General features: G+C 71.7%; 19 protein-coding genes and 1 pseudogene. 17 read left to right on the plus strand and 3 right to left on the minus strand.

The window, feature by feature from the left end:
- Window positions 1-14: 14 nt before the first annotated feature.
- The 7 genes from ABZ721_RS12445 (at window position 15) to ABZ721_RS12475 (ending at window position 8464) form a co-directional block, all read left to right on the plus strand.
- On the plus strand, window positions 15-767 hold the full coding sequence (locus tag ABZ721_RS12445; protein WP_358788670.1) for an amino acid ABC transporter ATP-binding protein: 753 nt from the start codon (window positions 15-17) through the stop codon (window positions 765-767).
- Window positions 764-1999, plus strand: coding sequence for a M20 family metallopeptidase (locus tag ABZ721_RS12450; protein WP_358788597.1), 1236 nt, complete (start codon window positions 764-766; stop codon window positions 1997-1999). The genes ABZ721_RS12445 and ABZ721_RS12450 overlap by 4 nt, the downstream gene beginning before the upstream one ends.
- 38 nt (window positions 2000-2037) lie before the next feature.
- On the plus strand, window positions 2038-3360 hold the full coding sequence (locus tag ABZ721_RS12455) for a cyanophycinase (protein ID WP_358788598.1): 1323 nt from the start codon (window positions 2038-2040) through the stop codon (window positions 3358-3360).
- A gap of 129 nt (window positions 3361-3489) precedes the next feature.
- On the plus strand, window positions 3490-4398 hold the full coding sequence (locus tag ABZ721_RS12460; RefSeq protein ID WP_358788599.1) for a MurR/RpiR family transcriptional regulator: 909 nt from the start codon (window positions 3490-3492) through the stop codon (window positions 4396-4398).
- A 214-nt stretch (window positions 4399-4612) separates the two neighbouring features.
- Window positions 4613-5377 (plus strand): alpha/beta hydrolase, encoded by a 765-nt coding sequence (locus ABZ721_RS12465; protein WP_358788600.1) that lies wholly within the window; start codon window positions 4613-4615, stop codon window positions 5375-5377.
- Window positions 5378-5597: 220 nt separating this feature from the next.
- Window positions 5598-7136 carry an MFS transporter gene (locus ABZ721_RS12470; protein ID WP_358788601.1) on the plus strand — a complete coding sequence of 513 codons (1539 nt, stop codon included), beginning with the start codon at window positions 5598-5600 and terminating at the stop codon, window positions 7134-7136.
- A gap of 137 nt (window positions 7137-7273) precedes the next feature.
- Entirely contained in the window at window positions 7274-8464 is a 1191-nt protein-coding gene (locus tag ABZ721_RS12475) for a hypothetical protein (protein WP_358788602.1), read from the plus strand.
- Between the two features lie 66 nt (window positions 8465-8530).
- Here ABZ721_RS12475 and ABZ721_RS12480 read toward each other — a convergent pair whose 3' ends face one another.
- Both ABZ721_RS12480 and ABZ721_RS12485 read right to left on the minus strand, forming a co-directional pair.
- Complete coding sequence (locus tag ABZ721_RS12480) at window positions 8531-8944, minus strand: rodlin (RefSeq protein WP_358788603.1); 414 nt, start codon at window positions 8942-8944, stop codon at window positions 8531-8533.
- Between the two features lie 145 nt (window positions 8945-9089).
- The gene (locus ABZ721_RS12485) at window positions 9090-9239 is read right to left on the minus strand and encodes an agmatine deiminase family protein (RefSeq protein ID WP_358788604.1); all 150 of its coding nucleotides are present in this window, start codon (window positions 9237-9239) and stop codon (window positions 9090-9092) included.
- A gap of 186 nt (window positions 9240-9425) precedes the next feature.
- Between ABZ721_RS12485 and ppk2 the strand changes: the two genes are divergently transcribed.
- The 9 genes from ppk2 (at window position 9426) to ABZ721_RS12530 (ending at window position 16783) form a co-directional block, all read left to right on the plus strand.
- Window positions 9426-10277: a polyphosphate kinase 2 gene (gene ppk2, locus ABZ721_RS12490; RefSeq protein ID WP_358788605.1), complete on the plus strand. Its 852-nt coding sequence runs from the start codon at window positions 9426-9428 to the stop codon at window positions 10275-10277.
- A gap of 216 nt (window positions 10278-10493) precedes the next feature.
- Window positions 10494-10868: a hypothetical protein gene (locus ABZ721_RS12495; RefSeq protein ID WP_358788671.1), complete on the plus strand. Its 375-nt coding sequence runs from the start codon at window positions 10494-10496 to the stop codon at window positions 10866-10868.
- A gap of 197 nt (window positions 10869-11065) precedes the next feature.
- A complete protein-coding gene (locus ABZ721_RS12500) occupies window positions 11066-11398 on the plus strand; it encodes a metalloregulator ArsR/SmtB family transcription factor (RefSeq protein WP_358788606.1) in 333 nt (110 codons plus the stop codon).
- 194 nt (window positions 11399-11592) lie between these two features.
- Window positions 11593-11733 carry a hypothetical protein gene (locus ABZ721_RS12505; protein ID WP_358788607.1) on the plus strand — a complete coding sequence of 47 codons (141 nt, stop codon included), beginning with the start codon at window positions 11593-11595 and terminating at the stop codon, window positions 11731-11733.
- Between the two features lie 288 nt (window positions 11734-12021).
- Complete coding sequence (locus ABZ721_RS12510; protein ID WP_358788608.1) at window positions 12022-13869, plus strand: glycoside hydrolase family 15 protein; 1848 nt, start codon at window positions 12022-12024, stop codon at window positions 13867-13869.
- Window positions 13870-13994: 125 nt separating this feature from the next.
- Complete coding sequence (locus ABZ721_RS12515) at window positions 13995-14267, plus strand: hypothetical protein (protein ID WP_358788609.1); 273 nt, start codon at window positions 13995-13997, stop codon at window positions 14265-14267.
- Window positions 14268-14338: 71 nt separating this feature from the next.
- Window positions 14339-14737 carry a VOC family protein gene (locus ABZ721_RS12520; RefSeq protein WP_358788610.1) on the plus strand — a complete coding sequence of 133 codons (399 nt, stop codon included), beginning with the start codon at window positions 14339-14341 and terminating at the stop codon, window positions 14735-14737.
- Between the two features lie 217 nt (window positions 14738-14954).
- A complete protein-coding gene (locus ABZ721_RS12525; RefSeq protein ID WP_358788611.1) occupies window positions 14955-15251 on the plus strand; it encodes a hypothetical protein in 297 nt (98 codons plus the stop codon).
- Between the two features lie 182 nt (window positions 15252-15433).
- Window positions 15434-16783 carry a S1 family peptidase gene (locus ABZ721_RS12530; RefSeq protein ID WP_358788612.1) on the plus strand — a complete coding sequence of 450 codons (1350 nt, stop codon included), beginning with the start codon at window positions 15434-15436 and terminating at the stop codon, window positions 16781-16783.
- 94 nt (window positions 16784-16877) lie between these two features.
- Here the strand turns inward: ABZ721_RS12530 and ABZ721_RS12535 are convergent, their stop codons facing one another.
- The gene (locus ABZ721_RS12535) at window positions 16878-20126 is read right to left on the minus strand and encodes a LamG-like jellyroll fold domain-containing protein (RefSeq protein WP_358788613.1); all 3249 of its coding nucleotides are present in this window, start codon (window positions 20124-20126) and stop codon (window positions 16878-16880) included.
- 537 nt (window positions 20127-20663) lie between these two features.
- On the opposite strand from ABZ721_RS12535, the pseudogene ABZ721_RS12540 reads away from it, so the two are divergent.
- Window positions 20664-21719: pseudogene (locus tag ABZ721_RS12540) on the plus strand (ABC transporter substrate-binding protein).
- Window positions 21720-21833: the final 114 nt, after the last annotated feature.

The following is a 21833-nucleotide window of genomic DNA, read 5'->3' on the forward strand; positions in this document are numbered from 1 at the left end:
GCATGTCCGTTCCCATGGTGCACGCCCAGGGCGTGCGCAAACACTTCGGCCGGCTCGAGGTCCTCAAGGGCATCGATCTGACGGTCGACCGCGGTCAGGTGTGCTGCCTGCTGGGGCCCTCCGGCTCCGGCAAGTCCACCTTCCTGCGCTGCATCAACCACCTGGAGAAGGTCGACGCCGGTCGGCTCACCGTCGACGGTGACCTCGTCGGCTACCGCCGCCACGGCGACAAGCTGCACGAACTGCGACCGCGCGAGGTCGCCGCCCGCCGCCGCGACATCGGCATGGTCTTCCAGCGCTTCAACCTCTTCCCGCACCTGACCGCCCTGCAGAACATCATGGAGGCGCCGGTCAACGTCGCGGGCACCAACCGGACGGACGCCCGCACCCAGGCCCAGCGCCTGCTGGACCGGGTCGGCCTGGGCGACCGCGCGGACCACTACCCCGCGCAGCTGTCCGGCGGGCAGCAGCAGCGCGTGGCCATCGCCCGGGCCCTGGCCATGGAACCGAAGCTGATGCTGTTCGACGAGCCCACCTCCGCGCTCGACCCGGAACTCGTCGGCGACGTCCTGGACGTGATGCGCGACCTGGCCGCCGACGGCATGACCATGGTCGTGGTCACCCACGAGATCGGCTTCGCCCGCCAGGTCGCCGACACCGCCGTGTTCATGGACGAGGGCGTCATCGTCGAGGCCGGGCCCCCGCGCCAGGTCCTTCTCGACCCGGCGCACGAGCGCACCCGCGCCTTCGTGTCGAAGGTCCTGTGAGCACCACCGCCCGGCAGACCCCTTCCGCACCGTCCGCCGCCACCCTGCTGCCCCTGGCGCAAGCCGCCCTGCCGCGCTTCCTGTCCGACCTCGCCGACCTGGTCGCCATCGACTCCGGCTCCCACAGCCCCGCGGGCGTCAACCGCGTCGGCCACTTCATCGCCGCCCGGCTGGCCCCGCTGGGCTTCCGCACCGACCACCTCCCGGTCCAGGGGCCGCAGGGCCGCCCCGTCGGCGACGTACTGCTGGCCCGGCGGACCGGCAACCGCCCCCCGGCCCGGGGCGGCCGGCGCATCCTGCTCATCGCCCACATGGACACCGTCTTCGAGGACGGCACCGCCGCGGCCCGCCCCTTCCACCTGAACGGCACCCGGGCGCACGGTCCCGGCGTCAGCGACGACAAGGGCGGGCTGCTCGCGGGGCTGACGGCCCTGGAACTCCTGGCCGCCACGGGCTTCGAGGACTACGCCGAACTCGTCCTGCTGGCCACCCCCGACGAGGAGATCGGCTCCCCGGCCAGCGGCGCGGTCACCCGAGCCGTCGCCGCGGAGATGGACTACGCGCTGGCGCTGGAGTGCGCCCGGGAGAACGGGGACCTGGTCCTGGCCCGCAAGGGCGTCAGCGACCTGGAGATCACCGTCACCGGGCGCGCCGCCCATTCGGGCATCGAACCCGAGCGCGGCGCCAACGCGGCCCTGGCCGCCGCCCATCTGCTGATCCAGCTGCAGGCACTCAACGGCCGCTGGGAGGGGGTGTCGGTCAACGTCGGCGTGATCCGCGCCGGAACGCGGACCAACATCGTCTGCCCCGAGGCCGAGTTGCGGGCCGAGATCCGGGCCACCACCGTGGCCGGACTGCACCAGGCCCTCGGCACCGTCAGGGAACTCGTCGCCCGCACCGACGTGCGAGACACCCGGGCCATCCTGCGCCAGGGCGACATCTGCCCGCCGATGGAGGACAGCGCCGCCGCCCGCACGCTGTTCGCCCAGGCCCGCGCGGCCGGCGCCGGCCTGGGCCTGGAGTTCGGCGGCATGGCCACCGGCGGGGTCGGGGACGCCAACCTCACCTCCGGGGCCGGCACCCCGACCCTGGACGGGCTGGGCCCGGTGGGCGGAGCCGACCACTCCCCCCAGGAGTGGCTGGACACCACCAGCGTCCCCGCCCGCGTCGCCCTGCTCGCCGCGCTCATCGCCCGCCTGGGACCCGGTCCCGGCGCACCCGCTCTGCCCTGACACCCCGCACCGCCCACCCGCTCGTCCTGGAGGCCCGCATGGCATCGCCCGCCCGCACCCCGCGCCCGCACCGCTACCGTCCCGCCCTGAGCAGGGCCGCCGTCCTGGCGGCGGCCCTGGCCGTGGTCGCCGCCACCGGCCCCCTCGCCGCCGCGCACAGCGACCGCCACCCGCAGCAGCCCGGCGGCACCCTGATCCTGGTCGGCGGGGGCCTGAAGGAGGCCAACGCCGAGATCTACCACGAGATCATCAACAAGGCCGGCGGCGGCGGGCACGCCCGCATCGGCGTCCTCACCGGCGCGTCCGTGCCGCCCAGCCAGGACCCCGCCGCCGGGGATCCGGCCACCTGCAGCAACTCCGAGTGCAACGGCGCCTACTACGCGGGGCTGTTCACGTCCTACGGCGCGGCCGACGCCCAATGGATCCCCATCGACCTCGACCACCTCGCCAACGCCGACGCAGACCAGGTCGTCGCCCAGGTCAACTCCATGACCGGCTTCTTCTTCGGCGGCGGCGACCAGTACCGCTACCTCACCACCATGCTCCACGGCGCCGCCCACACCGACTCCAAAGTGCTGGCCGCGATCCGGACCAAGCTCGCCGCGGGAGCCGTCGTCTCCGGCTCCAGCGCCGGCGCCCAGATCGCCGCCGGCCCCGACATGGTGACCGGCGGCGACAGCTACCAGGCCCTGCGCGACGGCAGCGCCCCCGGCTACTTCGACGACCCCGCCAAGCTCGGCTACGTTCCCGCAGGCGGCTTCGGCTTCCTCTCCACCGGCCTGCTGGACACCCACACCGGCACCTACGGGCGCGAAGGCCGCGCGATCCGGCTGGCCGCCGACACCGGCCAGGAGCGGGTCTTCGCCCTGGACGAGAACACCGCCCTGGAGGTCGAGCACGCCGGCACCCGCCGCCAGTCCCTGCACGTCCTGGGCGAGCACGGGGTCAGCGTCCTGGACCTGCGCCACGCCCGCACCACCCGCACCGCCGGAGCCGGGTGGTCCGTGCGCGACGTGCGCTACAGCTACCTGACCGCCGGCGACGGCTACGACGCCGACCGCTGGACGGTGCTGCCCTCCCCGGCCAAGGCCGCCCTGCACCCCGCCGCCACCGGCCCCGTGCCGGCCAACCACGACGTATTCGCCAGCGCCGCGAACGACCGGGCGGCGCCCTACTCCTTCGTCGGCACCGCCCACGCCCTGCTCGCCACCACCCGGCGCACCGCCACCGCCACCACCTTCGAGAGCGGGCCGACCTTCCGGGTCGACTTCACCAGGACCGCCCGGACCCGGTCCTGGAGCGCCGACGGCACCACCGCCACGTCCTTCCAGGACCTGACCGTGGCCATCGGCCCGCAGTAGCACGCTCCGCTCCGGCCGCCGGGCACACGCCCCCGTCCCGTGCCCGGCCCGCCGACGCGCCCTTCGACACTAGGCTCCATCGAGCAGGCAACCGCCCCGTTCCACCCCGCCCGGAAGGACCGCTCCCCCATGGTCGCTGGACCGCTCGCCGAAGAGCTACGCCGTCGTCTCGGTGAGTGCAGCCCCGCGGAACGCAAGGTCGGCCGCGTGCTGCTCGCCGGCTGGCCCGCCGCCGGCTTCGAGACGGTGGCCACGCTGGCCGACCGCGCCGCCGTCAGCGCACCGACGGTGCTGCGCTTCCTCGGCCGGATCGGCTACCGCGGCATGCCCGACTTCCAGGCCGCCCTGCGCACCGAACTCGACGCCCGCAACGCCTCCCCCCTGACCCTCTACGACGCCGGCGTCCTCGGCACACCCGCCGAGGACGCCGCAGACCGGAGCGCCGCGAGCGGGGAACCGGCGGTCGATGCCGCCACCCTGCTCCAGCACAGCAGCGCGGTCTTCAGCGCCGCCGTGGCCCGCAGCCTGGCCGAGACGCCCCCGCACGACCTCGAACACGCCATCCGGCTGCTGGCCGACCGCAAGCGCCGCGTCACCCTGGCCGGCGGCCGCTTCACGCAGTTGCTCGCCCAGTACCTGGGGCTGCACCTCATGCAGCTGCGCGACGACGTCCGCTTCCTTCCCGACCGCGATGTCGAGCGCACCGCCGTCCTCACCGCCCTGACCCGCCGCGACATCCTGGTGATCTTCGACTACCGCCGCTACGAGGACGACAAGGTCACCATCGCCGAACTCCTCCGGGAGCAGGGCGGCAAGGTCGTCCTGTTCACCGACGCCTGGCTGTCGCCGGTCGCCACCCACGCCGACGTCGTCCTGCCCAGCCAGGTCGCCGCCCCCTCGTCCCCCTACGACAGCCTCGTGCCGACGCTGGCCGTCGTCGAGACCGTCGTCGCGGGCATCGTGCGGGCGCTGGGCGAAGAGGGCCACGCGCGCATGCAGCGCGGTGAGGAGACCGCCCGGCGCGCCGGACTGTACTGACACCCGGCCGGAGCACCGATCACCTGCCGGCGAAATGGACTGGCCGACGCGATGATCGTGCTGCTACCGTCCGGGTGACCGCGACACCGTCCGAGGAGGTGAGACCCATGAACGCTGTATCTGTGGGTGCTCCCCCCTCCCGTCACGGCCGGCGATCGACGTAGCTGTCGCCGGGAGCGCCTCGACCACCAGGCACTCCCGAAGGGCATGACCTATGTACTCTCTGCATTTCACCGCCGAGTCGTCGTCGAACGGCATGATCGAGCGCGACTTCACGCTGGGCGACGTTCCCGGTGTCCTCTGGTCGCCCGCCCGCGGTGCGGCCGATCGTGCGCCGCTGGTCCTGATGACCCACGGCGGAGGCAACCACAAGAAGCATCCGGCGATGTCCGGCCGCGCCCGGCGTCTGGTGCGCGACGGCTTCCACGTCGCCGTCCTCGACGCGCCCGGACACGGGGACCGGCCGCGCACCGCGCACGACGAGGCGGAGGTCGCCGAGTTGTTCCGGGCACGGGCGGCGGGCGAGCCGGAGGGCCCGATCGTCGTGCGCTACAACGCGCACCTGGCGGAGCTCGCCGTGCCCGAACACCGCGCGGCCCTCGACGCCCTGCAGCAACTCCCGCAGATCGGCCCCGGTGGGCCGGTCGGCTTCTGGGGCATCAACATGGGCACCGCGATCGGCATACCGTTCGTCGCCCGCGAACCCCGGATCACCGCCGCGGTCTTCGGCCAGCACTGGCCCGACGTCCTGGCCGAGCAGGCGCGACAGATCACCATCCCGATCGAGTTCGACCTGCAGTGGGACGACGAGCACATCTCCCGCGAGCAGGGCCTCGCGCTGTTCGACGCCTTCGCCTCCCCCGAGAAGTCCCTGCACGTCAACTCCGGCCGGCACAAGGAACTGCCCCGGTTCGAGGCCGACAGCGCGGCCCGCTTCTTCGCCCGGCACCTCGGCCGGGCGATCACCACGGCCGTGTGAGCTGAGCGGTCGGCGGGTCCGGTGAGCCATGCCGGACCCGCCGCCCCCGACACAGCTTGCAGCCTGCCCCGTCCTGCGGCGTCGACCGACCGGACCCCCGCGCCACTTCCGGCAGCATCTTCGCAGGTCAGGATCGTGAAGCTCTCTCCTCACATGGCAGGAACGCAGCGCTCCGCTTAGCGTGGGGCAGGGAAGCCTGACGCCGTAAGGAGATGCGCGCATGGCCACCACCTCCGGAGAGCACACAGCCAGTAGCCCGGCCGCTCCCGTCACGGACGCTCGGCGCAAACGGGGTCCCGACGCCGACCACCCCTCGCACCGCTGGTGGGTGCTGGGCGTGATCGGACTCGCGCAGCTCATGGTGGTGCTCGACGCGACGATCGTGAACATCGCGCTGCCGTCCGCCCAGGCCGACCTCGGTTTCACCGACGGCAACCGGCAGTGGATCGTCACCGCCTACGCCCTCGCCTTCGGCTCACTGCTGCTGCTCGGCGGCCGGATCGCGGACCTGATCGGCCGCAAGAAGGTCTTTCTCATCGGACTCGTCGGGTTCGCGCTGGCCTCCGCGCTCGGTGGCGCGGCCACCAGCTTCGGCATGCTCGTCGCGGCCCGCGCCCTGCAGGGCCTGTTCGGCGCGATGCTCGCACCGGCCGCGCTCTCGCTGCTCACCACGACCTTCACCGACCCCAAGGAACGGGCGAAGGCCTTCGGTATCTACGGCGCGATCGCCGGCGCGGGCGGCGCGGTGGGGCTGCTGCTCGGCGGTGTGCTGACGGAGTACCTGGACTGGCGCTGGTGCCTGTACGTCAACCTCATCATCGCCGTCGTCGCCTTCGTCGGTGCGGTGCGCCTCCTGCAGCCCGGAGCACCGGCCGACCGGCCCAAGCTGGACGTGCCCGGCACGATCCTGGTCTCCGCCGGTCTGTTCTGTATCGTCTACGGGTTCTCCAACGCCGAGACGCATGCCTGGAGTTCGCCCCAGACCTGGGGCTTCCTGACGGTCGGCGCGGTACTCGTGGCCGCGTTCGGCTGGTGGCAGACCCGGGCCGAGCACCCGCTGCTGCCACTGCGGGTCGTCCTGGACCGCGACCGCGGGGCGTCCTTCGCGGCGATGTTCATCTCCGGCGCCGGGATGTTCGGGGTCTTCCTCTTCCTGACGTACTACCTGCAGCAGTCCCTGCACTACTCCCCCGTCAAGACCGGCTGCGCCTTCCTGCCGATGGTCGCCGTGATGGTCGTCATCTCGGTGATCACCACCAACAACCTCGTTCCGCGCTTCGGCGCCAAGCCCATCGTCCCGACCGGCATGCTCATCGCGGCCGGCGCCATGGTCTGGATGACGCAGCTCGACCTGACCAGCACGTACGTCCCGCACGTGCTGTTCCCGCTGATGCTCATGGGCCTCGGTCTCGGGCTGGTCTTCGCCCCGGGCATGAGCCTGGCGACCTCCGGCGTGGCACCGCACGACGCGGGCGTGGCCTCGGCGATGGTCAACACCAGCCAGCAGGTCGGCGGTTCGATCGGCACCGCGCTGCTGAACACCCTGGCGACCAGCGCCGCGACCAGCTACCTGGTCGGCAGGAAGCCGACCCCCGGGGCGCAGGCGCAGGCGCAGCTGGAGAGCTACTCCACCGCGTACTGGTGGTCGGCCGGCTTCTTCCTGCTCGGCTTCCTGGTCACGGTGGTCCTCTACCGGCGCGGCGCTCCGCGGATCCCCAGCATGGACGGGGAGGCGGCACCGAGCACCGCCCACATGTGACACCGCCGGTCCCACCGCGCCAGGTCCGTCATCCCTGGCCGGCGGGGCCGCCGCGGGCGGGGCGGGGCCGGGCCGGCTGCTAAAATGGACCCGTTGGCCTTCGGCGCCCCTCTTGGGTGCGCGCGGAGGCTTTTTTCATGCCTACCGACCCCTCCCCGTGCCGTCCCCTGCCCGCCACCAGCTACCGCGCCCTGCTGCGCAACCGTGAGTTCGCCGGCCTGTATGCCGGCTTCACCCTGAACGTCGCCGCGAGCACGCTGTCGGGCTTCGCGCTGGGCACGCTGGTCAACCGTCAGACCCGCTCCCCGCTCCTGACCGCCGTGAGCATGTACGGCGCCACGTTCGCGACGGTGCTCGGTGCGCTGACGCTGATGTCGGTCGCGGACGGCAGTCGTCCGCGCCGGACCCTGCTCACGCTGCAGTGGGTCTCGCTCGCGGGCGTTGCCGCCCAGGCCCTTCCGGGACTGCCGCTCGCTGCCCGGTTCGGCCTGCTGCTGGTGCTCGGCTTCTTCCAGTCCCTGGGGACCGGAACGCGGATGGGGTTGCTCGCCGAGGTCGTGCCGACCTCCGCGTACGCCCTGGCCCGTTCGCTGATGAACATCACCTCCGGCGGCATGGCCATCCTCGGCTACGCCATCGGCGCGGTACTCCTGCGGTACCTGAGTCCGCACGCGGTCTTCGGCGCCGCAACAGCCCTGACCGGAGTCGGATTGATCGTCGTGGCGGCCACGGTCCGCGAACGCCCGCTCCGGTCGGCCCGCCGCTCCGGACTGCGCCGGACCTGGACGACGAACCTCGCACTGTTCTCCCCTGGCGGCCGGCGGGCGCTGCTGCTGAACCTGTGGGTCCCCAACGGCCTGATCGCCGGCTGCGAGGCCCTGTTCATCTCCTACGCCCCCGACCACGCCGGCACCTTTCTGGCCGCCGGATCGGCCGGCATGCTCCTCGGCGACCTGACGGTCGGGCGGGTGCTCACCGCCGGGCAGCGGCGTCGCTGGGCCTTCGCCCTGCGACTGCTGCTCGCCGTCCCCTACCTGCTGTTCGCCGTCCACCCGCCCATGCTCGTGGCGACCGTCGCGGTGTTCCTGGCCAGTGCCGGATTCGCCGCCACGCTGCCGCTCCAGGAGCAGCTGCTGGAGCTGACGCCCGTGCCGGTCCGCGGCCAGGTCCAGGGAGTGGAGTCCGCCGGCCGGATGACGTGCCAGGGCCTGGGAGCCGTGTTCGCCGGCGGCGTCGCCCAGCACTTCTCCCCCGGCACGGCCATCACGGCGGCGGCCGCCCTCTCCGTCGCCGTCACCGTTGTCTCCCGGCCCTTCGTGGCCCGCTGAACCACGTCTGCTTCCGGGGGCCGGAGCGCTGGGAACGTGCCGGCGCTCCGGCTCCCGGGGGCGACGTCAGCTGTTGCCGGCGCCGTTCCCGGACAGGATCGGGATGTCGTCCGCCAGGTGCGAGAGCGGCTCGTCGCCCTTGATCTGGGAGGAGTTCTCGGTGCACTGCTGGTTCTGCGGGGAGGACAGGACCTGCACGTCCTGGACGGTGACGGGCACCAGGATGCCGACCAGCGACCCGACGTTGGCCTTGACCGGGAGGCCGGCGCACAGCTTGTTGGCCGAGCCCTGGACCAGGCCCATCTGCGGGCTGAGCACGCCGTCGGTGTGGGTGTTGCCGTAGGACTGCTCGGCGCCGTTGCCGTTGACGGTGGAGGCACCGCCGTCGTTGCCGATGGCCAGGGCCGGGGAGGCGAACGCGGCCGAGACGCCGACCAGGGACACGGCCACCGCGGTCGTGGCGAAGTACTTCTTGAGCATGGACGATCCTTCACGAGCAGAACACGTACGGACAGGGCACGCTGCGATGGAGCAGCGGTCTGACCAACTGCCGATCTGCCCGTGGGTTGCGCAACATCACCCGAACGATCACCCTCGGATGCAGGCGGTTGCCCGCGAGGGCCGCCTAGGCGACCGGCTGCTGCTGGGTGACGCAGTGGATGCCGCCCCCACCGGCGCCGAGGCGGCCGATGTTGAGCTGCTCGACGACGCGGCCGGGGAAGAGGCGGGCCAGCGTGGCCCGGGCCGCGTACGCGGGCGTGCCGGGAAGAGCCACCGGTGTCGACCGTGGAAAATCGAGTGCCCTCCCGCACCGTACTGCGGGGACGGCGACCCAGATAGGGCAGAACCCACCGGAACGCGCGTCGCCGACAGCACCACCGCGTCACCGCGTCCAGGAGGCCCTCCCCCGCGGAACGGCCTAGCGTGGAGCATCCGCACCCGCCGACTCCGGGAGGCTCCCGTGGCATCCGGCAAGAAAGCCCGCAAGGACGACGTCACCGCCAGCCTGCTGCCACGGCGCAGCTACGAACGCGAGTTGCTGCGCCTGCAGGTGGAACTGGTCAAGCTGCAGGAATGGGTGCGTGCCGAGGGCGCCCGGCTGGTCGTGGTCTTCGAGGGGCGGGACGCGGCCGGCAAGGGCAGCACCATCAAGCGCGTCACCGAGCACCTCAACCCCCGCGTCGCCCGCATCGCCGCCCTGCCGGCGCCGACGGGACGCGAACGCTCGCAGTGGTACTTCCAGCGCTATGTCGAGCACCTTCCAGCAGCCGGCGAAATCGTGCTGTTCGACCGCAGCTGGTACAACCGCGCGGGCGTCGAGCACGTCATGGGGTTCTGCACCAAGGAGGAGTACGTCCGCTTCCTGCACCAGTGCCCGATCTTCGAGCGGCTGCTCGTCGAGGACGGCATCCTGCTGCGCAAGTACTGGTTCTCCGTGAGCGACGCCGTCCAGGAGCAGCGCTTCCGGGCCCGGCTGGAGGACCCCACCCGGCGCTGGAAGCTGTCACCGATGGACCTCGAGTCCGTCTCCCGCTGGGAGGCGTACTCCCGCGCCAAGGACGAGATGTTCGTCCACACCGACATTCCCGAAGCGCCGTGGAACGTCGTCGCCAGCGACGACAAGCGCAGTGCCCGGATCAACATGATCGATCACCTGCTGTCCACGATCGACTATCACGAAGTGGAGCGACCCCCGCTGGAACTGCCCCCGCGCCCCCCGGCGACCGGCTACGAGCGACCGCCGCGCGACCTGCAGACCTACGTCCCCGATGTCGCCGCCGCCCTGCGGCAGGACGGCTCGGCAGCCGGCTGACCTGCGGACGGTGGCTCACCCGTCGTCCCGGGCCGGCCGCCGCAGCCGCACACCGGGCGCGGATCCTACAGTGAGATGACGGTCCTATTGTCCGTCATCAGGCTTTTCACCCCCCATGCCGCCACGCTGCGTAACGTCCCCGGCACGTCCTGGCCCGATCCGGCCGGGACGACCAGCCGCCTGCGAGGGCAGGCCGACGAGGAAATGAGCGTGGGTATGGCCAACGTGGAAGTCTCTCTCAAGGAGACCATGACATCTATCGAGGGCGCTTTGGGCGCGGCTCTCGTCGACTACACGACGGGAATGGCGCTGGGCACGCTGGGCGGAGGAAAGGATCTGGATCTGACCGTCGCCGCCGCCGGGAACACCGATGTGATCCGCGCCAAGGTCCGCACGATGGAGCACCTGGGCATGAAGGATGACATCGAGGACGTCCTGATCACCCTCGGCAGCCAGTACCACCTGATCCGGCTGCTCAAGGGCCGTGGCGGCAACGGGCTCTTCCTGTATGTCGTCCTCGAGAAGGCGAAGGCCAACCTGGCCATGGCGCGCCATCAGCTCAAGCGCATCGACGCCGATCTGCAGCTGTAGCCGGCGCCCCGACACCCGGACCCCGTACGCCCGTCAATTGAAGAGTTCTTCAATTGGGAACATCCTGATCAGGTCAATCCCTTGGGGGTACGGGGCCGGTAGGCGAGAGGATCAGGCTGCACTCCACCGCGAGCGCGGTGACAGTCGCGGCCACGCACCGGAGGCAGGGCCGTCATGATCGGCAGGAGCGTCGCACGATGCAGGTACCCCTTTACCAGGCCAAGGCCGAGTTCTTCCGCATGCTGGGACACCCGGTTCGGATCCGGGTACTGGAGCTTCTCCAGAACGGCCCGGTACCCGTACGCGACCTCCTGGCGGAGATCGACATCGAACCGTCGAGCCTTTCGCAGCAGTTGGCCGTCCTGCGCCGCTCCGGGATCATCGTCTCCATCCGCGACGGCTCCACCGTCAGCTACGCCCTCGCGGGCGGCGATGTCGCCGACCTGCTCCGGGCCGCCCGACGCATCCTGACCGAACTGCTCGTCGGGCGGGCCGAGTTGCTGGCCGACCTCCGCCAGGCCGATGTGTGACGCTCCCCGGCCGGAGCAGGGCGGCGTCACTCATGATCTTGTGCGGCGTTGATCCGCTCAGGGGCCGTCCCCGTCCCGCGACGCGGGTGCGGCCGGCCCCTGGAAGACACGCACTGGACGGACTCCGCGCTCCGCCGTGGGGCCGCATCCGCGCCCGTGGGTGGACCACCAACGGCTGGAGTGCCCACACCAAGGTGGAGGACGTCGCGAAGTTCCGCACCCACCGCGACCAGGCCTACCCCCAGCGCCACTTCCCGGCGGGCACCCGGCCGTGCGCGGAGGGCTTCCGCGGGGAGGAGAGCGTCGGCCTGCCCTGCGCCACGATCACCGCCTGACCCGGCACGCGCAGCGGCCCTGACCCCACCGCCGCGGCCACCCCACCCGCCCGGCGCCCCCGCACGGTGCTCCTTGCGGGGAGGCCCGCGGTGCGACGACGTCCTGCGGTTCTCACCCCACGGTGGCCCCGAACGGCAGCTCGGCCCACATGCGAGGGGTGAAAAGGCCTGATATCTGTGGCGTGAGAGCTTGTCCCGCGCGGGCGAGCGGAACCGCAGGAGCGGAGCAGGCCCAGGACCGGTTCCTCGGCCGAGCCCGAAACGGACGAACCCCCGGAAGGCCCGAGCATGCGCCGCTACCCCCCGATCGCCGACCACGGACTGATCGGCGATCTGCAGACCGCCGCGCTCGTCTCCTCCGACGGCGTCGTCGACTGGTTCTGCGCGCCCCGCTTCGACTCCCCCAGCATCTTCGCCGCCCTCCTCGACCACGAGAAGGGCGGCCACTTCTCCCTCACCGTCGACGCGGACCCCGCCGAGGTGACCGTTCGCCAGCTCTACCTGTCGGACACGGCCATCGTGGTCACCCGCTTCCTCACCGCCGACGGGATCGGCGAAGTCATCGACTTCATGCCCGTCGAGGACCCGCACCGGGCCGGCGACAGCCGTCGCCTCATCCGCGCGGTGCGGGTCGTCCGCGGCAGCGTGCGCTTCCGGATGGAATGCCGTCCCCGCTTCGACTACGGCCGCGCCCGGCACCGGACCACAACGAGCCCCGACGGCGTCTCCTTCGCCACCCCCGAGGCCCGCGCGCACCTGCAAGCGATCGGACCCGTGGCCCTCGCCGTCGACAACGGCGATGCCGTGGCCACGTTCACGCTCGACTCCGGCACCCTCGCCGCCTGCGTCCTGACGACCCTTCCCGCCGGCGCCCCCCATCCCCAGCCGCTGAGCGAGGACGAGCTGCGCCGGACCTTCGCGCGGACCCGCGGCTTCTGGCACGACTGGACCGCCCGCTGCCGCTACCGGGGCCGCTGGCAGCAGATCGTCAACCGCTCCGCGATCACCCTCAAGCTGCTCACCTACGCGCCCACCGGCGCACTGATCGCCGCGGCCACCACGGGTCTGCCGGAGCAGATCGGCGGGGAGCGCAACTGGGACTACCGCTTCACCTGGGTCCGCGACGCCTCCCTGTCCGTCAGCGCGCTCGTCAAGCTCGGCTACACCGAGGAGGCCGACGCCTTCCGCCGCTGGCTCGGCGACCGCGTGCGGGCCGGCCGCACCGCCCCCGGCGAACCCCTGCAGATCATGTACCGGATCGACGGCGATCCCCACCTCACCGAGGAGACTCTCGACCACTTCGAGGGATACCGCGGCTCCGCTCCCGTCCGGGTGGGCAACGGCGCCGCCGACCAGTTGCAGCTCGACATCTACGGCGAGGCCGTCTACGGCCTCTTGGAAGCCGGCCCCGGGGGCGAGTGGCTGGCCCAGCTCGCGGGCTATGACGGCTGGCTGGCCCTGGCCGAGCTGCTCGACTGGCTCTGCGAGCACTGGGATCGGGCCGACGAGGGCATCTGGGAGACGCGCGGCGGACGCCGGGACTTCACCTACAGCCGGCTGATGTGCTGGACCGCCTTCGACCGCGGCATCCGTGCCGCCACCCAGCTGGCCCGTCCGGCCGACCTCGCCCGCTGGACCGCCGCCCGCGACGCGATCCTCCAGCAGATCATGGAACGGGGCTGGAGCGAGAAGCGGCAGGCCTTCGTCCAGTCCTACGGCAGCGACGTGCTGGACGCCTCGCTGCTGCTGATGCCGCTGACCGGGTTCATCTCCCCGCGCGACCGCCGTTGGCTCTCCACTCTGGACGCCATGGACGACGAACTGGTCTCCGACAGCCTCGTCTACCGCTACAACCCCGAGGCCTCCCCCGACGGCCTGCGCGGCAGCGAGGGCACGTTCTCGCTCTGCAGCTTCCTCTACGTCGACGCCATGGCCCGCGCCGGCCGCCTCGATCAGGCCCGTTACGCCTTCGACAAGATGCTCACCTACGCCAACCACGTCGGCCTCTTCGCGGAGGAGATCGGTCCCACCGGGGAGCAGCTCGGCAACTTCCCGCAGGCCTTCACCCATCTGGCCCTGATCAACGCGGCGATGGCGCTGGACGAGGAGCTCGACCGCGAGGCCGCCGAACGCTGAGCCTTCGAGGAGAGGGCCGCCCGCACCTATGGGGCGGCCCCGACGGGGCAGACGGGGAGCGTGGCCACCATCGGGCCGGCGCCCGTCGGGGCCGAGCGGCGCCACCGCAGACCAGGGAGACCGCCATGGCCGAACAGCAGATACCCTCCGCCCCCGCCGCGCCGCAGCCCGACTCGGAGCAGGATGAACACGGATTCTCCAGTCCGGGATTCTCCAGCCCCGGGTTCAGCAGCCCTGACAGCCCGTCGAAAGTGGACGACTTCGAGGTGCCCGAGTACGAGGTGCCGCCGCTGACCGGGGTGGCGCTCGAGGCGTCGTCCGGCAGTGAACCGGGTTACAGCGCGCCGGCGTTCACGAGCCCGGACTTCACCAGCCCGGGAGCGATGGGCGAGGAATAGCCCCGTCCTGCTCGTGAGACGATCCCGCCAACCCCTGTACACGGCAGGGCCACTTGTAGATCCTGTGCCGTGTGAAGAACACCGACGATTCGCCATGGCCCACCGGCATCAGTGCCATCACTCTGTTCGTCGAGGACCTGGAGGCGACCAAGCGGTTCTACCGTGAGGTCTTCGGCCTGCCGCTGGCCTACGAGGACGCCAACTCCGCCGTGTTCGACTTCGGGAACACGCTGATCAACGTGCTGCGCACCACCGCGGCCCATGCGCTGATCGATCCGGCGCCCGTCGGGGATCCGAGCGCCGGCTCCCGCCTGCAACTCACCCTGCCCGTGGACGACGTGGACGCCATGTGCAAAGAGCTCTCCGCCCGCGGGGTGACCCTGCTGAACGGTCCGATGGACCGGCCGTGGGGAATCCGCACCGCCAGCTTCCGTGACCCGGGCGGGCACATTTGGGAAATCGCCAAATAATCGCGGCACTCGGCGCGCCCAAGTGCGCTCGTTCGGCTGCCGGGCCACACGGAGAACCCCGTCCGCTCGCTAAACCTTTCCCCAAGTCCGCCCCCGTATCCACCGGTAACCGCGCACAATCAGGGCGTACATTCGGGAACGATATCGGGGGCGATGTCTGATGGGTACGCAGGACGTTTGGATACGGGCGCAAAGTGTCGCATTCGGGAACCGCCTGGTGCGGGCCGACACCATCGTGCAGGTCACCTGGGAGCCGCCCGCTTCCCGATACCTCACCTTCACGCTCGCCGGTGAACGGGACGAGGTCCGGCACCAGATACGCGGCATCGGCTCGGCTGCCAGCGCCGTCTCCGAAGAGGAGGGCACCGCTCTGGTGCAGTCCCTGCACAAGGCCATCGCCGCCACCTCGTTCCTCCCCGGCGCGCACCTGCTGGTGCTCACGGACGAGGAGGGCACCGGGCTGCGCTGGCAGCGCTCTCCGCTGTACGACCTCGGGGAGGAAGCCGCCTCCTGACCAGGGCACGGCTCCGAGGCGCCGCGCCGCACGCGACGACAACGAACCGTGCGCTGAGCGCCAACGACGGCCGCGTCGGTCCGGGCCAGACTACGAGGACTGCCTCGTGGAGCGGCCCTCGGCGGGCACCTGGTACGGGCAGTTCGCACCGTCCGTAACCGTGCCTGAGGGGGCGTACGTCCATGAAGCGTGCACAGAAGTCCTGGTCCATCGCCGCGGCCCTGGCCGCGGCGATGACCCTCAGCCTGGCGGTGGGCGCCCCGGCGGCCCCCGCCGCGGCTTCGAAGAGTTCGGGTGGCGCCGACGTCGCGCAGCGGGGCGGGTCCTCGGAGGCCCTGGTGCAGGACCATCGCCTGCGGGAGAACCGGGTCGCGCTGAACCGGCTCGCCAACCGCCTGGTCCCCGTGGCGGAGGACCGCAGGCGGGAGGTCCCCGGATTCGCCGGCATCGTCCTGGATGTCGAGCGGGCCACGTTGGTCGTGCACTGGAAGGGCACTGTTCCCGCGCACATCACCCGCGTGCTCGCCGACGCTCCCCGGGGTGTGACGGCCCGCCTGAGCGCGGCGCGGTACTCGAAGGACGAACTCAGCCGCGCCCGCGACACCCTCCTGGCCGGGGAGGCCGCGCGCAACGCCACCTCCCTGGCCGCGCAGGGCCTGGTGGTGCACACGGTCTCCGTTCTGTCGGATGGCAGCGGGCTCCAGGCGCAGTACGCCACGCAAGTACAGGGCCGTCCGTCCTCGGCCTCGAGCAGCACGCCGTCCCGGGCGGTGCTGGAAGCATCGCTGCGCACGCTGACGAAGGTGCCGGTCGCGCTGGCAGCGGGCACCGCGCCGCAGGCAACGAACCGGGCCGACGACTCCTCGCCGTGGTACGGCGGCGGGCGGCTGACCAATCCCAACGGCACCAGCTGCAGCGCTGGGTTCGGCGCCACCTCGTCGGCCGGCAACCTGCTCATCACGGCGGCCCACTGCGGGACCACGGGGCAGTTCTCCGACGGCGCGAACGAGACCATCGGGCCGGTCCAGGCCGCCAAGGGCTCGCTCGACAGCACGGTCATCCGGGTCACCAACGGTCTCTCCTCCTGGCGGTACTTCGACGGCCCGTGGGACACCCAGGCCAGCAAGTACATCGACGGATCCGCGACAAACTGGACCGGCGACTACGTCTGCGGATCGGGTGCGATGACCGGCATCCGCTGCAATCTGAAGATCACCAACGATGACACCGCGGTCATCCAGGAGAACGGCGTCCGTGTCTCCCCGGCGGTCATCACGCAGCGCAGTTTCGTCGCGGACATCGCGGGCGGCAAGGGCGACAGCGGCGGCCCCGTGGTCGCCTCCACGGACGGCCAGTACGGCGAGAACATGACCGCGCGGGGCATCATCATCGGCGGCAAGGACGTGGTCCCCTGCCCCGCCGGCGGAACGGCATGGCAGACCACCTGCTTCTCGTCCATGGTGTACGTGCCGATCCGGCCGATCCTCAGCTACTTCGGCCTGACGCTGCGCACCGACCCGGCCCACCCGTAGCCGCCGCCCGGTTTCCGAGGCGAGGACCGGGAGCGGCCCCGCCGGTCCGGCACCTGTGAGGTGCTGGACCGGCGGGGCCTGCCGGGTCCGCTGCTCAGGATGCCGGGGTGCTGTGCAGGGCGGCCACCTCCTCGGCGGTCAGCGCACGGTCGAAGACGCGCACCTCGTCGATCGAGCCGTTCCAGAAGTCGCCGTTCTGGCCGGCGTACTTCGCACGGCCCAGGGACAGCGCGCCGGTGCTGACATCCGCGGGGCCGGGCTCGGTGGTGGCGACCAGTCGGCCGTCGACGTACAGCTTCAGCTCGTTGCTCGCCGCGTCGCGCACGCCGGTCAGGTGGTACCAGCGCCCCAGTTCGGGCTGGGTCACCAGCCGGGCCCGGTGGCCGCCCGGGGTGCTGAAGGCGAAGGCGCCCTGGCCGTACTGCAGGTAGAAGGGGTTTTCGGTGCGGCGGCCGTCCTGGCTGACGACCGTGGCGTAGTTGCCGGGGATGGCGTCGAGGGTGACCCACGCGGAGACGGAGTAGCTCTGGGTGGTGTCCACGACCGGGCCCGCGGTCTGGGCGTACTGGCCCTGCCCGGTGAACTTCAGCGCCGTGCCGTCCACGCCCGGGGCCCAGGTGGCACCGGGCGTCAAGGTGAGCGGACGGTGGTTGGGGCCGGTGTCGGCTGCCGAGGTGCCCGTGCCCTCGTTCAGCGCCCAGGAGCCGCCGCCGTGCAGCGCGTCGCGCGTTCCGGCGGCGGCGCCGGCCGCGATGACCTGGAGGTTGATGTCCCGTACCGCCGCCGGGTCGACCTTGAGTTCCCGGCGATCGTAGGTGTACAGGCCGTTGAGCTCGTTCTCCAGGTCGGTGACCTGCGTGTACACCGATCCGGACAGCTCCGCTCCGGCCGCCTCGAGGTAGAACGTGCGGGTGTTGTCGACGTACTTCTGCGTCAGTGCGGCCTTGTCCGCGACACCGCTGTAGATCACCGCGGGGGCGCCGGGCCACATGTGTCCGGCGCTCCGCAGCGTGAACCCGCCGTGTTCGCCGTCCATCGCGGCGCGGTTGTCGGGGAACGGCGGCTCGGTGTTGGTGTAGTCGTGGTGGTCGATGATGTCGCCCTTGCCGGAGTCTCCCTTGGAGGCGCAGCAGTTCACGCCGCTGTGGGCGTTGACGACGCGGCTGGGGTCGGCGGCCTTGACGCTCTCGGCGATCTTGCCGGTCTCCTCGCGGTTCCACTCCCCCCAGCCCTCGTTGAACACGATCCAGCCGATGACGGAAGGCGAGTTGTGCAGTTGCTGCATCTCCGCGCGGCCCTCGTCGAGGAAGGCCTTCTGGCCCGCGGCGTTGTTGAAGTCGCCGGAGACGAAGTCCTGCCAGACCAGCAGGCCCAGTTGGTCCGCGTGGTAGTACCAGCGCGGCGACTCGACCTTGATGTGCTTGCGGACCGCGTTGAAGCCGAGGTTCTTCTGTGCCTTCAGGTCGAAGGCGAGCGCCGCGTCACTGGGCTGGGTGTAGAGGCCGTCGGGCCAGAAGCCCTGGTCCAGCATGGCGAGGGAGAAGATCGGCTTCCCGTTGAGAACGAGCTTCGGGTAGCCGCCGACCGTGGCGATGCCGATCTTGCGCATGCCGAAGTAGCTGCTGACGGTGTCGGAGGACCTGCCGTCGGTCAGGGTGACCTTCAGGTCGTACAGGTAGGGGTCGTCGGGGCTCCACAGGTGCTGGTGGGCGACCGGCAGCTTCAGGGGGCTGTTGGCCGGTCCGGTGATCGTGCCGACGGTGCGGCCCTTGGCGTCGCGCGCGACGACGGTGGCCTTCGCGCCGGCGGAGGCGCCGGGGGCGTTGACGGTGACGGCCAGCGAGCTGGTGTCGATGTCCGGGGTGGTGACCAGGGTGTCGATGGAGGTCGTGGCGACCGGCTCCATCCAGACCGTCTGCCAGATGCCGGACGACTGGGTGTAGACGATGCCGCCCGGGTGGGTGGACTGCTTGCCGATCGGCTGGTTGGGGCCGCCGGTGTCGGTGGCGGCGACCACGATCTCCTGCGGTCCGCTGCCCCGCAGCGCGTCGGTGACGTCGGCGCTGAAGCCGGTGTAGCCGCCCGTGTGCTCGGCGACCAGCTTGCCGTTGACCCATACCCGGGCCTGGTAGTCCACGGCGCCGAAGTTCAGCTTCAGCCGGTTGCCGCGTCCGACCTTCCAGTTGGCGGGGACGCTGACGAGCTTGCGGTAGAACATGTGGTCCTCGTGTCGTTCCAGCCCGGAGAGCTGCGACTCGACGGGGAACGGCACGATGATCTTCTCGTTGAGGTTCTTGCCGAAGACGGGCTGTTCACCCGCGGTGGCGCCGGCGAACTGCCAGGGGCCGTTGAGGTTCTTCCACTGGCTGCGGACCTGCTGCGGGCGGGGGTACTCCGGCAGCGGGTTCCGCTCGTCGAGCCGGTCGCCCCAGGGGGTGGTCAGGCGGTGTGTCGAGGCGTTCTGGGCCGAGCGGATGATCTGCGGCACCGTGTCGGTGCCGACCTTGAGGCCGCCGGCCCCGTCGTAACCGACGCGCACCTTCTGGTCCTTCTGGACCGGGGCCGTCAGGGTCGCGACCAGCGAGCGCGGGTCGCCGTGCACCACGGCCAGCGACTTCACCGGTATCGGTGAGGTGTCGGCCTCCACCCTCAGGTGCTCCTTGGCCGCGCCGACGGCCGTGACCTTGTCGTCGAAGGTCGCCTTGACGTGCAGGCCGTCCGCGGCGACGGACAGCGCCACCGGGTAGACCTCGAAGCCGGCCGGCGGGGTGAACGCCGCTTCGGGCACCAGCTGCTTGGCGAGCGCCGGGCTCGACCACCGCAGGAACATGTTGGCCCCGCCGACGTCCTGGAACATCTCCAGGCGGAAAGCGTGCGGCTCGCCCGCGGTCAGCTTGACGACGGCGCTGGTCTGCTCCCTGTCCCAGTCCGGCACCCAGTGGTCGATCACCGGCGAGCCGTCGATGAACAGCCGGAAGCCGTTGTCGCCGATGGCGTAGAACGTGTAGTCACCGGTGGCCGGGGCCTGGATCTGGCCGGTCCAGCGGGCGGTGGTGTTCTCCTGGCGTCCGGTCACGGCTTCGAACGTGGCGGCCAGACCGGGGAAGTCGATCTGCGGATCGAGCGAGATGCCGCCGAGTTCGGCGAAGTCGCGGGCGCCCGGGGCGGACATCCGGAAGTACTCGCCCTTCAGGCCGTGCACGGTGGACGCCGGCGCGCTCGCGGGCGCGGCCGGCTCGGTGGCCGAGGCGACGGGGGCCAGACCGCTCACGGGCAGGACGAGTGCCGCGAGGAGCAGCACGGCCCACAGGAGGGGTCGATGGCGGGGGGACGGTTGTGTCATGGGCTCGTTCCTCGCGCAGAGGTGATGGTGGACCGAGTCGGGGTGGTGCTGGAGGGGGTCCGCGGACAACGGTTGTTCAACGTTGGAAACTTGGTGCAGCGAAATGACAGCACGCGGACCGGCGCCTGTCCAGAGATCGCGCACGGTTGAGAGTGGGCCGACCATCACCGCGTGCGCATTCGAGGCGGATCAGCGGCTATGGCGACCAGGGGCGGGACGAGAAACGTCGCGCATCGGTCTTGCCTACCTCTGCCGAGCGGGTGTATATCGTTGTAAAGGCGAGCAGGGCAGCTCGGCGTGCCGATAACCGGTTGCCAGGTGACGGCGGCGACGGCTGCAATGTGCGACAGGTGGCCCGGGGGCGATCGCCCCGGTGCAGCCGCCCGGGTGCGCCCACCGCGGCGCGATGGGCCCCGCCCCCTGCCCCACGGGAGACGTCACCGCATGAGCACGCAGCCAACGCCGCAAGCGCCGTCAGCACTGTCAGCACTGTCCGTGCCCTCCGCGGCGAATCCGGCGGACGGCGCATCCGTGCGCATCGGCGCCCTCGTGCCGCTCACCCGCCCCGGCTGGACCGAGGCGGGCCGACAGCTGCTCTCCGGACTCGAACTGGCCGTGCGCGACGTCAACGCCGCCGGCGGGATCTCCGGGCGCCCCCTCGCACTCGTCGTCCGCGACACCGCGGCCGACCCGCAGCGGGCCGCCGCGGCCGTGGACGAACTGGCGGGCCTGGGCGTGGCCGCCTTGGCCGGCGAGTACCACAGCGTGGTCGCCCGCGCCGCTGCCGCCCGGGCCGACGCTTTGGGCCTGCCGTTCCTCTGCTCGTCAGCGGTCCTCGACGCACTCACCGACCAGCCGTAGCCCTGGGTCGCGCGCCTGGCCCCGCCACAGTCCCGCGGCTGGCAGCTCTACGCGGACTTCCTCCTCGGCGCGGGCCACCGGCGCATCGCCGTAGCCACAGAGCCGAGCGTGTACTGGGCCGCAGGAACCCGGGTGCTGCGCGACCACCTCGCCGCGCACGGCGGCAGCGTCATCGAACTCGACGCCCGCGCCCTTTCCCCCGCCGCGCTGTGCGACGCCCTCGTCGACGAGCGCGCGACCGCCCTTCTCCTGCTGGTCGGCCACCCGGACCCGGCCGTGCCGCTCGTCCGGTCCGTCCGCCGCGACGCCCGCCTCGCCGAGCTCCTGCTGGGCGCCCCGGCGGGGCAACCGGAATTCCCCGCGTGGGCGGAGCTGCTGGGCCACGACGGCGCCGCGATCCCGTTCCTGCGCTACCTGCCCGACCGGCTGAGCCCGCTGGGCACCCGCGTCGAGGCGGCCCTGCGGGAGGGCTCGGCCGAAGCCCCCTCCTTCGTCGCCTTCGAGGGCTACGACACGATCACCGTCCTCGCCGCGGCCCTGCGGACGCACGGCACCGACCGGGCCCGCCTGGCCGGATCCTGGGCGCGGCTCGCGGTCGACGGAACCCGCGGGCCCATCCGGTTCTCCCGCCCTCCCGGCATCGGCGTCTGGCAGTGGACCTGGCCGCCCCTCCAGGTCGTGGACCGCGACCCCGCAGCCCCCGACCGCCTGCGCGTCCTGCACACCGGCTGACCGCACCCGCCACTACAACCGCGCGGTCACGGCGCGTCGTCCAGCACCGCGGCGGCGCGGAACGCGGCGAGGCCCCGGCGGCCTGATCCACTGTGTCGGCTTCTGTCCCTTTGT

It is taken from the genome of Streptomyces sp. NPDC006733 (genome assembly GCF_040636125.1).
Taxonomy (GTDB): Bacteria; Actinomycetota; Actinomycetes; order Streptomycetales; family Streptomycetaceae; genus Actinacidiphila.